The following is an 11,888-nucleotide window of genomic DNA, read 5'->3' as shown; positions in this document are numbered from 1 at the left end:
TAATACAGTCCGTCCTCAGCTCTTGCGGGGCATTCAAGGAAGGAATGTATTCAATGGCAACCTACAAGCAATATACTAATACCAAGGGGGAATTTTGGTCAGTAAGTGGCTATCTAGGTACAGATGAAACCACTGGCAAACAAAAAATGCTGAACAAGAGGGGCTTCAATACAAAAAAAGAAGCACAAGACTATTTTAGACGCTGTCAATTAGATTTTGACAACGGCATTAGTCGAGTGCTTCCAAAGAAAATGAAGTTTGTTCAAGTATATCATGAATGGGTAGAAATTTATAAGAATGATGTGCAAGATTCTACACTTGCTAAAGCAGATAATATGTTCAGGCTTCAGATATTGCCCGCTTTTGGTGAATGCTACGTTGATAAAATAACTGCTTCTATGGTTCAGCAGCAATTGAATAGCTGGCACAAGGAATATAAAAAGTATCGTTCGATTTATAGTTACTTTAAACGGGTGATGAAGTACGCCTATATTAACGGCTATGTGAAGGAACTAGTTACAGATAAAGTCATCACGCCCAAGAAGAAATTGAAATATGAATGTGATGAACATGACCTTGTTCCTTACTATAATATAGAAGAACTCCGCCAGCTCATGAAGATTTTAGAAGCTTAGAAAAGTAGGAAGTGGCATGCCTGCATTCGCACGCTAGCCTATACAGGGCTTAGGCGTGGGGAAATCCTGGCGTTAACTTGGAATGATATTGACTTTACCAACAAAACATTGACGGTTGATAAGGCTGTCGGGCAACGCAACGGCAATGAACTTTACCTAAAGGAGCCTAAGAATGAAAATAGTGTCCGCACGATTAGCGTTGACGACATCACTTTAAACGTTCTTAGACGCTGGCGGGCTGAGCAAAGTCAATGGCTTCTGAAGTTTGGCTTTAAGCCTCTGGGGAAAAAGCAACTTATATTCAATAACACCAAGACAAACGGCTTCCTCAATTTGACGTCTATTTATTCGGCGTTCAAACGTATCTGCGAACAGAATAATTTTAGGTTTATCAAGGTTCACGGGCTAAGGCATACACATTGCTCCTTACTCTTTGAAGCGGGTGTTCCTATGAAAGACGTGATGCAACGCCTGGGCCATGGGGACATTCAAACGACAATGAACATCTACACGCACGTAACAGAACAGTCACAAGAAAGAAGTGCCCAACTGTTTGCAAATTACGCCAATTTTTAACTTTTCCAGTGAAAACTATAGAGATTACTATAGAGATGGCAAAAAGAGAAAATATAAATAAGCTAGAAATGTTGATATATCAACGCTTGTAAGGGTTGCTAATACTTAAAGTATTCGACTCCCCTCATCTCCATTGAAGGGGTTTGAATGCTTTAAAAATAGCTCTCAAACGTTGATATGAAGGCTTTCTTGAAAAAGTACGAAATGTTTGAAAGCATACCCCTCTAGTAAAAAGCTTGAGGGATTGCTTGAGGGATAAAGCCCCCGCAAATACCCGACAGGTCTCCAATAAGTGGAGGCCTTTTTTGTGTTGCTAAACAAGCCCTCAAGCAGTCAAAAATGCAAATATTAGCAAAAATATTAAAATGATGTTAAAATAAGACTAGTAGCTATTATTTGTTTCCAAAGAAAGAGGCGTAAGTATGAAAATTAAGCTGACTCCTGAAGTTCAAGCGTTGGTTGAAACGGAGCTAAGAAGGGGAACAAGCAAATCTCGGATTGCGAATTTGATTGACCTTTCCTATGAAGAAGCCTGCGCTGTTATTGATCAGGTAAAGAAATCGGTTCGTCCTGATGTTGGAGATGAAATAAAATTTCAATTTAGAGACTGCGATATGACCGGAATCATCGAAAAATTGCTCACCAATTCAGCCGTTGTCCGTATTTATTGGGATTATTCCAATGAGAAGATGCTGGATATCTGCGAAGAGCGAACCATTGTTAACTTCAAAGATATTGATGAATTTGTAAATATTTACCAATAATCGACCTGTGCGACAAAAGTTAAGCCGTCCTGGCTGTCCCACTGTTTTTTTGCAGGGGAGGGGGGAAGTCTTTTGTTGCACTTTTAATTTATCTAAATAAAGTATATTATAATTTGACAAATTAAAAACAATAAGTTATCATACTTTTTGTTGAGAATTTGAAGAGCTGTGACGGCTTTAAAAAATTCTTTAAGTCTAGCTGACTTAAATTGACAAGTCCATGGACTTAGTTTAAGATAGCTCTAATCGATCCATTCAATGAATGGTAAAAATTTTCTTATAAAATAAAGGAGACAGAATAATGACAACATTTGAAAAAATCCAAGAAATTATCGTTGACCAATTAGACGTTGAGGCAGAAGAAGTAAAGGCTGACACTAATATCCAAGACGGTTTAGATGCAGATAGCTTAGACATCTTCCAAATTATCAATGAAATCGAAGACGAATTCGATGTTACTATCGATGAAGATGAAACTAACATTGCGACTGTTCAAGACCTCGTTGACTTTGTTGACAACAACCAATAAGCCGACAGTTAAGAGAGTAGGCGCTTAATGAAAACTGATTTATGGAAAGAAATGGGTGTCACTTACCCAATCGTCCAAGGCGCCATGGCATGGGTGGCAGATGCAGACCTTGCATCTGCTGTCTCTAATGCCGGAGCTTTAGGTGTGATTGGGACGGGACATGATCCTGTTGAACTCGTCCAAGAAAAAGTCGAGAAGATGCAGGCTTTAACGGACAAGCCATTTGCGGTTAATGTCATGTTACTCAATGCCCATGTGGATGACTTGGTTGACTATCTTTGCCAATCTGGCGTAAAGATTGTCACAACCGGTGCGGGTTCACCAGGCAAGTACATGAAACGTTTCAAGGCAGCCGGTATTAAGGTGATTCCCGTTGTTGCTTCCGTTGCCCTTGCTAAGCGCATGGCCCGTGAGGGGGTTGACGCTCTGATTGTGGAAGGTATGGAGTCCGGTGGTCATATTGGTAAATTAACCACCATGGCCTTGGTTCCACAAGTAGTTGATGCCGTCGATATTCCGGTCATTGCAGCCGGTGGGATTGGTGACGGCCGGGGCATGGCAGCTGCATTGATGCTGGGTGCTTCAGGGATTCAAGTGGGGACCCGTTTTGTGGTCGCCAAGGAATCGAATGCCCATCCTAATTTCAAGAAAAAAATTATCAATGCCAAGGATATTGATACAGTGATTACAGGCGAATCGACTGGCCATCCAGTCCGTGTTTTACGTAATAAACTGACGAAGAAATATCTTAAGCTGGAACATGAAGAAGCGGCCAAGGACCAACCTGATTGGACCAAGCTAGAAGCTTTAGCCAAAGGGGCCTTAAAACGAGCGGTTGTTGATGGGGATGTGGATAATAGTTCATTAATGGCCGGTCAGATTGCCGGACTTATTCACCAAGAAGAGGCCTGTGAAGAAATTATTCAGTCCTACATGCAAGAATGTCGCGAGCTGATTCAGCAGCATGCCAGTATGAATTAAGACGGACAGTGAGGGCTAACTTTTTTATTGCTTTCACTGTTTTTATTTTAACTATAAATAATAAACAATAAGGAAAGAAAGAGGGATTCCATGTCAATTGCCTTCATGTACAGTGGCCAGGGTGCTCAGTTTAAGGGGATGGGGCAGGATATCTTAGCCCACTATCCTCACTTGGAGACGTTTTTTGAGGAAGCGAGCGCAGTCACATCCTATGATATGAAAGCAATCTGCTTTGAGGACGATGAGAAGATCCATGAGACCGAATATACGCAGCCTGCCTTGATTACGATTGAGGCTATGCTGACCCGGGTCCTCCATGAAGCGGGGATTCAGGCGGACTATAGTCTGGGGCTTAGCCTTGGTGAATATGCGGCTCTGATGGATGCAGGCGCCTTGTCTTATGCCTCTTGCTTGGACTTAATCCGCCAGCGAGGCAAGATTATGGCCGAAGCTGTACCTTCCGGCTTAGGGAAAATGGTGGCTGTGATGAACACTCCCCGCGAGACCATTGAAGCGGCCTGCCAAGAAGCCCGCGAAGAAAATGGCGCCTATGTGGCCCCCGCTAACTACAATACCTCTAAGCAAGTGGTCATTGGGGGGTATGAAGAGCCAGTTGACCTAGCCTGTGAGAAACTCAAGGCACGTGGGAGCAAGAAGCTAATCCCTCTCAAGGTCTCTGGGCCCTTCCATACGGCCTTGATGGAGCCTGCTAGTGAGGATTTTAAGCAGGCTTTGGAGGCGGTTGATTTTGACCACATGCAGTATCCCGTCATTTCTAATACCACAGCCCAACCCCATGATATGGCGCATTTAAAAGAAAACTTGGCCAAGCAGATGTACTGTCCCGTTCGCTGGGAGGATTCGATCCGTTATCTCTTAGACCAAGGCGTGGATTGTTTTATTGAAATCGGTCCAGGCAAGACCCTGTCTTCCTTTATGAAGCAGATCGACCGGTCAGTAGCTTGCTACCGGATAGGCGACCTCGATAACTTACAGAAAACCATTAATGAATTAGCAGGAGAATAAGCATATGTCTAAAGAAGAAACACTTATTATTACAGGTGCTAACCGCGGCATCGGCACCGCGACGGCGCTCGCCTTTGCCAAGGCCGGCTACCACATTGCCATGGTCAACCGGTCCCAAGCGGATGAATCGGTCTTGGAAGCCATCCGGGACTATGGGGTAGAAGTAAGAGAGTACCTGGCTGATGTTTCAGACTTTGACTTGACCAGCCAGGTGGTGAAAGCCATTCACAAGGACTTCGGTCGAGTGGATGTCCTAGTCAACAATGCCGGGATTACCAAGGACAGCCTCTTGATTCGGATGTCTGAAGAAGATTTCGACCAAGTCATTGACGTGAACCTTAAGGGAAGTTTTAATTTGATCCGTCATGTGTCAAAAATAATGCTAAAACAACGTAGAGGTGCTATCATAAATGTATCGAGTTTATCCGGCATTATTGGAAATGTCGGCCAGGCTAATTACTCGGCTTCCAAGGCTGGTTTGATCGGTTTGACCCGGTCGGCAGCCCGCGAGCTAGCCAGTCGTCACATCACCGTCAATGCCGTGGCACCTGGCTTCATTTCCAGCGACATGACCGATAAATTATCAGACAAAACAAAAGAAGCCATGCTAGATGAAATCCCGCTCAAGCGCTTCGGCGAACAAGAGGAAGTAGCAGAAGCGATCTTATTCCTAGCAAATAACAAGTATATTACTGGTACCACCCTTGAAATCAACGGTGGTCTCAATATGAACTAGGAGGTTCTTATGACGAGAAGAGTTGTAGTGACAGGTCTAGGGGCTGTGACCCCCTTAGGAAATTCAGTCGATGAATTTTGGACCAATTTAAAAGCAGGCAAGCACGGTATTGGACCGATTACCAAGTTCGATGCTAGCGGCCTGGATACCCAGTTAGTAGCTGAAGTCAAAGACTTCGACCCTAAGAATTATATGGATCGCAAGTCAGCCAAACGGATGGAGCCATACGCCCAATACGCCATTGCAGCATCAAGCGAAGCTCTCAAAGACGCAGGCTTAGACCTTGACCAAGTGGACCGCGACCGGGTGGGTATTTATTTTGGGACCGGTATTGGTGGGGTTCAAGAAATGGAATCAGGGATCCGCAAGATGATTGCTAAGGGACCAAAACGGGTGAATCCTTTATTCGTTCCGATAGCCATCTCCAACATGGGTGGGGCCAATATCTCCATGCATTTTGGAATCCATGGCCCAGCCCAAACCGTCTCAACAGCCTGTGCTTCAGCTAATAATGCCATTGGTGAAGCCTTCCGCTATATCAAGCACGGTTATGCCGACTATATGTTAGCTGGTGGGGGGGAATCATCCATCTGTGAGATTGCTATGTCCGGCTTTGAAAACCTCACCGCGATGAACACCACTTCTGACCCTGACCGTGCCTCCATTCCCTTCGATAAGGAACGGGCAGGCTTCATTATGGGCGAAGGAGCTGGCATCTTGCTTCTTGAAAGCTTAGAATCCGCCCAAGCCCGGGGTGCTAAGATTTACGCTGAAGTGGCTGGCTACGGAGCAACTTCCGACGCCTACCACCTGACAGCTCCTCATGCAGAAGGCCAAGAAGCTGTCAAGGCTATTGAACTTGCTCTAAATGAAGCTGGCCTCGGCCAAGACGATGTGCAATATGTCAACGCCCACGGAACCTCTACCCCAACTAATGACCGAGTAGAAAGCCATGTCATCAAAACGGCTTTTGGCGATTATAGTCAAGACGTCGCAGTGAGCTCAACCAAGGCGGCAGTCGGCCATCTCTTGGGCGCTGCGGGTGCCGTTGAAGCGATTGCTAGTATTAAAGCTATGGAAGAAAGCTTTATCCCAGGCATGGTAGGCTACCAAGTGCCAGATGAAGACTGTGACCTCCACCTGGTAACTGGCCAAGGGGAAGGCCGCCAAATTGATGCTTTAGTTTCTAATGCCCTTGGTTTCGGTGGCCACAATACGGTGATTTGCTTTAAGAAGGTGACTCAAGACTAATGGAAACAAAAGAAATTAAGGCGCTTATCCAAGCCGTAGATGCATCCAGTTTACAGCAATTTGTCTTCAAGAATGAAGACTTAGAGATTGTTATGTCCAAGTTGGAAACCGATGCTCTCAATGCTAAGGGCATAGACCAAGCGGCCAGTTCTGTCGACGCCTTGGCTGCTGAAAAGGCAGGTCAAGCTGAGGCAACGTCTGCTCCTGACCCAGCGGCAGAAGAAGCGACCAAGGAAGAAGAAAGCTTCTCTGGCCAAGTTGTGACCAGTCCTATTGTGGGTGTGGTCTACCTAGCGCCAGGTCCTGACCGTGACCCTTATGTGAGCTTGGGTCAGACCATCCAGGCGGGGGAAACGGTATGTATCGTTGAAGCCATGAAGATTATGAATGAAATCCCAGCTGAATGCTCAGGGACCATCAGTCAGATTTTAGTCAAGGACGGTGAAGTCGTTGAATACGGCCAGCCTCTATTTGAGATTAGTTAAGGAGAGATCGTGTGGAAAATAATGAAATTATCTTAGATGCCCAAGAGATTATGGACATCATTCCTAACCGCTATCCAATTTGTTTTATTGACCGGGTACCGGAATTAGAGGTTGGCAAACGCGTGGTGGCACGCAAGAACGTGACCATTAACGAGCCTTATTTTGTCGGCCACTTCCCAGGTGAACCAGTCATGCCAGGCGTCCTTCAAATTGAAACCATGGCCCAGGCTGGTTCGATTCCACTCTTGATGACGGATGGCCTCACCAAGCGGACCGGATATCTAGCAGGAGTGGACAAGGTTAAATTCCGCCAGAAGGTTGTGCCAGGCGATGTCCTTACCGTAACCGTTGATATCTTAAAGATTAAGCGGAATATTGGCTTGGCTAAGGCTACCATCCACCGTGAAGATGGCGTTCTATGCAGTGAATGCCAAATGACTTTCGCCGTATCAGATGTTGAACGCGATATTTAAGTAATAAAGAAAGTGGTCAAATGTTTAAGAAAATACTTATTGCCAACCGTGGCGAAATCGCCGTTCGAATCATTCGAACTTGTAAGGAGATGGGCATCCAAACAGTGGCTGTATACTCCGAAGCGGATGCCGATGCAATGCATGTCTCCTTAGCTGATGAGGCAGTCTGTATTGGGAAAGCGTCCGCAGCTGACTCCTATTTAAACATGCCCTCTATCCTCAGCGCAGCTGTCGTTACTGGGGCCCAGGCCATCCATCCCGGTTTTGGCTTCTTATCAGAAAACAGTAAATTTGCCCGCCTCTGCCGGGAGATGAATATTGTCTTTATCGGACCGGAAGCGGATGTGATTGACCAGATGGGGGATAAGCAACATGCCCGGGATACCATGAAGGCCGCTAAGGTGCCGGTTATTCCGGGGAGTGAAGACTTTGTTCGTAGTGCTGAGGAAGCCCAAGCCATTGCTGAAGAAGTCGGTTATCCTGTTCTCTTCAAGGCAACGGCTGGGGGCGGGGGCAAGGGCATGCGCCTGGTTAACCAGGCTAGTCATTTGCAGACGGCCTTCGATGAGGCCCGCTTGGAAGCCCAGCAGAACTTCCAGAATGACCAGCTCTACATGGAGAAGGTCATCCATCCTGCCCACCACATTGAAGTTCAAATCCTCGGTGATAACTATGGTAAGGTGGTCCATCTAGGGGAGCGGGAATGCTCCCTCCAGCGCAACCACCAAAAAGTACTCGAAGAGAGTCCAAGTCCCTTTATTAGCCAAACAACGCGCGAAAAGATCTGTGCAGCAGCTGTTAAAGCTGGTGAAGAAGTCAATTACACGGGGGCGGGCACCATTGAATTCCTGGTAGACTATGACCAGAACTTTTATTTTATGGAGATGAATACCCGGATCCAGGTGGAACATCCAATCACGGAAATGGTTACCGGCGTCGACTTGGTCAAAAAGCAAATTGAAATTGCGGCTGGTCAACCCCTAAGCTTGGACCAGGAGGATATTCACTTTGAAGGGCATGCCATTGAGGTCCGCTTGAATGCGGAGCGGCCAGAACAGCACTTCTATCCTTCGACCGGATCCTTTGACTTTATTCATTTTCCGGCAGGTAATTTGGGCTTGCGACTAGAATCAAGTGTTTATAATGGCTATCAAATGCCGCCATACTATGATAATATGTTTGCTAAATTGATTGCGTACGGAGCGGATCGAGAAGAAGCCGTGCAACGGATGAAGCGGGCCCTAGGAGAGTTGCGGATTGAAGGCATTGCCTCCAACCAGGCCCTTCTCCAGGCCATTCTAGAGGATGACGGTTTCCTTTCCGGTGACTATAGTAATGACTACCTGGAAGCCAGCCTCTTACCTGCCTGGCTAGCCGAACAATCAAACTGAGAAGGGAGCTGAGCTGATGGCTTTCAAGCGGAAAAAGAAATCTTATATTCATGTGCCCCAGTCTAGTCAAGTGGACGTTGTTGATCCTAACCATAAGCCCTATATTCCTGACGGCATGTGGCAGAAGTGTCCCCAGTGCCAGCAAACTATCCTGACCCAGGATATGAAACCGGCCTATGTCTGCAGCAACTGTGACTATCATTTCCGGATTTCAGCCCAGGAGCGGATTCGTTTGATCTTGGATCCAGATTCTTTTGAGCCTCTTTTTGAAGATGGGAGCCATGCCAATCCCCTGGACTTTCCAGGCTATGAGGAGAAGCGGGCCAAGGCCCAAGAACGGGCTCAGACGGATGAAGCCATCACCACGGGCCTTGGTAAGCTCAATGGACAGAAACTAGCCTTTGCCTGTATGAATCCCTTCTTCATGATGGGGTCCATGGGCGCCCGGGTGGGGGAGAAGTTAACTTCCCTCTTCGAGTTAGCCCTTAAAGAAAGCCTGCCAGTTGTGGTCTTTACAGCGAGTGGGGGGGCTCGGATGCAAGAAGGGATTGTTTCCCTCATGCAGATGGCCAAGATTTCGCTGGCTGTGGAACGACACAGTGAGGCCGGCCTCCTCTACCTGGCCGTTTTGACTGATCCGACAACGGGCGGGGTAACAGCTAGTTTTGCCATGCAGGCTGATATTATTTGTGCCGAACCTGGTGCTTTAATCGGCTTTGCCGGCAAACGGGTGATCGAACAAACTATCCACCAGGCTGTGCCTGACAGCTTCCAGAGTGCCGAGCACCAACTGGCCCATGGTTTCGTTGACCGAATCATCCCCCGCCAGCAATTAAGAGAAGAACTATCTGCCTTGCTGTCCATCCATTGCCAAGCTTAAGGAGTGTATTATGCTAGAAAGTCATTCAAAAAAACGACCTTCTCTCCATCCGAGTGAGGTCGTTAAAGCTGCTCGGGATACCCAACGCTTGACCACTTCGGAACTGGCCAATTACATCTGTGACGATTTCTATGAACTCCACGGCGACCGGGCCTATGGGGACGATGCCGCGATTTATGGTGGGGTGGGTCGTTTAGATGGCCGGCCAGTGACCATTATCGGGACAGAAAAGGGTCACACCACTAAAGAAAATGTGGAACGGAACTTTGGCTCTCCCCATGCGGAAGGTTACCGCAAGGCCATCCGCCTAGTGGAACAAGCCGATAAATTTAAGCGTCCGGTCATTAGCTTTATCAATACTTCTGGTGCTTTTTGCGATATGGAATCGGAAGACCGGGGGGTTGGTGAAGCGATTGCCCGGTCCATGCAGGCTTTCGGTCGTTTATCTGCTCCTAATATCTCCGTCTTAATTGGTGAAGGAGGGAGCGGTGGGGCCCTAGCCCTGGCAGTGACCAACCGGGTTTGGATCCTAGAGGACGCCATGTATTCCATTCTTTCCCCAGAAGGCTTTGCGACCATTCTGTGGAAGGATGTTAACCGGGCCAATGAGGCAGCGGAACTGATGAAGTTCACCGCTAAAGACCTCTATGAACTGGGTGTAGTGGATGAAATCATTCCCGTCCGCCAGCGGGGAGAAGCGATCACCAAGGAACACTTAGCTGACAATATCAAAACCATGCTCATCAAGGAATTAGAGGACTGGGATGGCAAGTCAGCTGAAGCCATCCGCCTAGCTCGCGAAGCGCGTTTTCGTCAATTTTAAGGAGAATGTGACAACAAAGGGAGGCATGTGCCATGTCTATGGAAAGAAATGCTGAATGCCGGTCCCTGATCGAGGAAGCCCTAGCTCTTAAGACAGCAGGGGGTCTCAGTCAGGGCCTGGCAGCTATCCGCCAAGCTCAGCAACTGGCCGGAAATTTTTCCAAGTTTTTCCTGGACTTACTCCAGGTATTGCTGGACCAGGACCAGGCTGACCTAGCTCTGGCCTTGACCCAGCAAGTTTTAGAGGAGCTTGACCAAGACCGAGCCCTCCTCTTATATGAAAGTGCCATGTCCCTACTGGCTCAGACAGCCCCAAGTACTTTGAAAGAGTTTTCAGAGTTGGGGCTTTTTGTGCGTCAGGGACCAGCTGTCGATCAGGATTGGATCGATTTTATCTTCTATCCCGATCAAATAGCTGCTAAAGAAGCGGCTGCTAGTCAAATGGCTCTGACCGCTTACTTAGATAGCGACTTGGCCTCGGATCCGAGCCAGGCTATAGCCTGCTACCAGGTCTTAGACAGCTTAGCAGCTGACCAGGTTCAAACTTTCATCCGAGCCTATCTGACTAGACATCCTGGCCCTAGTCTGGTACGGACGGATTTCCTGGCGCGCTTGTTGGAGGCTGGAGACCAAGGCCACTTAGTTCTAGAGGGACCGTTAGGGAAGTGCCATGAGCTCCATTTAGCTACTTTAAACCAGCCCCAGGACCGGTCTTTCTTCCAGGCTGGTCAAGACTACTTGGAGGCTTGTTTCTTTAAGGAGCCCTTAGTTAAGGCCTATCTGGAGGAGGAGTGGGTGCTTCTGACGGGCTTAGTCTATCCCTTCGAAGAAGAGCTCGACCAGTCACCCGCTGACTTATTGACTGCTCTAGCGACAGCTGATCCAGAAGACGACACTTACCGCTTACTTAGAAAAATCATGAAAGGGGTGATCTAGGTGATACGTCTCGCCATCGATGCTTCGGTCAATGTTAAGGACGGTCGGGTGGGGGTCGGGATTCTCTGGCTGGAAGGGGGCAAGCAATACCCCCTCAAATTCTCCCTGCCTCAAAAAATGGACAACCACTTAGCTGAATTCTCTGCCCTTAAAATCGCCTTAGAGCTACTCGAAGACCAAGGGCGTACAGATGACCTGATCATCTGCCAAACGGATAGTCGGGCCGTTTATGACGCCATACGCAAGAAAAAAAGCAAGAACAGTCCCTATAGCCAGGCCATCCAGGCTATCTTACTTGCTCTTGCTAAATTTCCTCAATTTCATTTGAACTGGGTACCGGAAGCTGACAACCGGGGGGCTGACCAGCTCGCCAAGCAGGCCATGCGCCAGGCCTCGCTTTAGC

General features: G+C 47.5%; 15 protein-coding genes. All 15 read left to right on the top strand.

Going from position 1 to position 11,888, the window contains the following annotated elements:
* Positions 1–53 precede the first annotated feature (53 nt).
* The 15 genes from QP339_RS00600 to QP339_RS00535 all read left to right on the top strand — a co-directional run bounded on the left by QP339_RS00600 (position 54) and on the right by QP339_RS00535 (position 11,887).
* On the top strand, positions 54–635 hold the full coding sequence (locus tag QP339_RS00600; protein ID WP_284909973.1) for a tyrosine-type recombinase/integrase: 582 nt from the start codon (positions 54–56) through the stop codon (positions 633–635).
* A gap of 24 nt (positions 636–659) precedes the next feature.
* Complete coding sequence (locus QP339_RS09615; protein ID WP_350225020.1) at positions 660–1,211, top strand: site-specific integrase; 552 nt, start codon at positions 660–662, stop codon at positions 1,209–1,211.
* A 422-nt stretch (positions 1,212–1,633) separates the two neighbouring features.
* Positions 1,634–1,975: a DUF2187 family protein gene (locus QP339_RS00595; protein ID WP_284878741.1), complete on the top strand. Its 342-nt coding sequence runs from the start codon at positions 1,634–1,636 to the stop codon at positions 1,973–1,975.
* 301 nt (positions 1,976–2,276) lie between these two features.
* Positions 2,277–2,504 (top strand): acyl carrier protein, encoded by a 228-nt coding sequence (locus QP339_RS00590; protein WP_067976378.1) that lies wholly within the window; start codon positions 2,277–2,279, stop codon positions 2,502–2,504.
* A gap of 27 nt (positions 2,505–2,531) precedes the next feature.
* Entirely contained in the window at positions 2,532–3,485 is a 954-nt protein-coding gene (fabK, locus tag QP339_RS00585) for an enoyl-[acyl-carrier-protein] reductase FabK (RefSeq protein WP_070619687.1), read from the top strand.
* Between the two features lie 90 nt (positions 3,486–3,575).
* The gene (gene fabD, locus QP339_RS00580) at positions 3,576–4,511 is read left to right on the top strand and encodes an ACP S-malonyltransferase (RefSeq protein WP_284909972.1); all 936 of its coding nucleotides are present in this window, start codon (positions 3,576–3,578) and stop codon (positions 4,509–4,511) included.
* A gap of 4 nt (positions 4,512–4,515) precedes the next feature.
* Complete coding sequence (gene fabG / locus QP339_RS00575) at positions 4,516–5,247, top strand: 3-oxoacyl-[acyl-carrier-protein] reductase (protein WP_284909971.1); 732 nt, start codon at positions 4,516–4,518, stop codon at positions 5,245–5,247.
* A 9-nt stretch (positions 5,248–5,256) separates the two neighbouring features.
* Entirely contained in the window at positions 5,257–6,498 is a 1,242-nt protein-coding gene (gene fabF / locus QP339_RS00570; protein WP_284909970.1) for a beta-ketoacyl-ACP synthase II, read from the top strand.
* A complete protein-coding gene (accB, locus tag QP339_RS00565; RefSeq protein WP_070619674.1) occupies positions 6,498–6,983 on the top strand; it encodes an acetyl-CoA carboxylase biotin carboxyl carrier protein in 486 nt (161 codons plus the stop codon). Before fabF ends, accB begins: the two co-directional genes overlap by 1 nt.
* Positions 6,984–6,994: 11 nt before the next feature.
* Positions 6,995–7,456: a 3-hydroxyacyl-ACP dehydratase FabZ gene (fabZ, locus tag QP339_RS00560; RefSeq protein ID WP_284909969.1), complete on the top strand. Its 462-nt coding sequence runs from the start codon at positions 6,995–6,997 to the stop codon at positions 7,454–7,456.
* Positions 7,457–7,476: 20 nt separating this feature from the next.
* The gene (accC, locus tag QP339_RS00555; RefSeq protein WP_284909968.1) at positions 7,477–8,847 is read left to right on the top strand and encodes an acetyl-CoA carboxylase biotin carboxylase subunit; all 1,371 of its coding nucleotides are present in this window, start codon (positions 7,477–7,479) and stop codon (positions 8,845–8,847) included.
* Between the two features lie 16 nt (positions 8,848–8,863).
* A complete protein-coding gene (gene accD / locus QP339_RS00550; protein ID WP_284909967.1) occupies positions 8,864–9,727 on the top strand; it encodes an acetyl-CoA carboxylase, carboxyltransferase subunit beta in 864 nt (287 codons plus the stop codon).
* A 10-nt stretch (positions 9,728–9,737) separates the two neighbouring features.
* The gene (gene accA, locus QP339_RS00545) at positions 9,738–10,550 is read left to right on the top strand and encodes a carboxyltransferase subunit alpha (protein WP_284909966.1); all 813 of its coding nucleotides are present in this window, start codon (positions 9,738–9,740) and stop codon (positions 10,548–10,550) included.
* A gap of 32 nt (positions 10,551–10,582) precedes the next feature.
* Positions 10,583–11,485 carry a hypothetical protein gene (locus QP339_RS00540; protein ID WP_284909965.1) on the top strand — a complete coding sequence of 301 codons (903 nt, stop codon included), beginning with the start codon at positions 10,583–10,585 and terminating at the stop codon, positions 11,483–11,485.
* Positions 11,486–11,887 (top strand): ribonuclease HI family protein, encoded by a 402-nt coding sequence (locus QP339_RS00535; RefSeq protein ID WP_284909964.1) that lies wholly within the window; start codon positions 11,486–11,488, stop codon positions 11,885–11,887.
* Position 11,888 lies beyond the last annotated feature (1 nt).

Origin of the sequence: Aerococcus sp. UMB7834 (assembly GCF_030215145.1) — a bacterium.
Classification (GTDB): domain Bacteria; phylum Bacillota; class Bacilli; order Lactobacillales; family Aerococcaceae; genus Aerococcus.
Note: the sequence above shows the minus strand (reverse complement) of the source record. Positions and strands in the feature narration are given on the sequence as shown.

Bases quoted from the DNA above. Each gene is read 5' to 3' on its own strand.
- QP339_RS00600 (WP_284909973.1), top strand. From the start codon at position 54: ATGGCAACCTACAAGCAATATACTAATACCAAGGGGGAATTTTGGTCA.
- QP339_RS00595 (WP_284878741.1), top strand. From the start codon at position 1,634: ATGAAAATTAAGCTGACTCCTGAAGTTCAAGCGTTGGTTGAAACGGAG.
- QP339_RS00590 (WP_067976378.1), top strand. From the start codon at position 2,277: ATGACAACATTTGAAAAAATCCAAGAAATTATCGTTGACCAATTAGAC.
- fabK (WP_070619687.1), top strand. From the start codon at position 2,532: ATGAAAACTGATTTATGGAAAGAAATGGGTGTCACTTACCCAATCGTC.
- fabD (WP_284909972.1), top strand. From the start codon at position 3,576: ATGTCAATTGCCTTCATGTACAGTGGCCAGGGTGCTCAGTTTAAGGGG.
- fabG (WP_284909971.1), top strand. From the start codon at position 4,516: ATGTCTAAAGAAGAAACACTTATTATTACAGGTGCTAACCGCGGCATC.
- fabF (WP_284909970.1), top strand. From the start codon at position 5,257: ATGACGAGAAGAGTTGTAGTGACAGGTCTAGGGGCTGTGACCCCCTTA.
- accB (WP_070619674.1), top strand. From the start codon at position 6,498: ATGGAAACAAAAGAAATTAAGGCGCTTATCCAAGCCGTAGATGCATCC.
- accC (WP_284909968.1), top strand. From the start codon at position 7,477: ATGTTTAAGAAAATACTTATTGCCAACCGTGGCGAAATCGCCGTTCGA.
- accD (WP_284909967.1), top strand. From the start codon at position 8,864: ATGGCTTTCAAGCGGAAAAAGAAATCTTATATTCATGTGCCCCAGTCT.
- accA (WP_284909966.1), top strand. From the start codon at position 9,738: ATGCTAGAAAGTCATTCAAAAAAACGACCTTCTCTCCATCCGAGTGAG.
- QP339_RS00540 (WP_284909965.1), top strand. From the start codon at position 10,583: ATGTCTATGGAAAGAAATGCTGAATGCCGGTCCCTGATCGAGGAAGCC.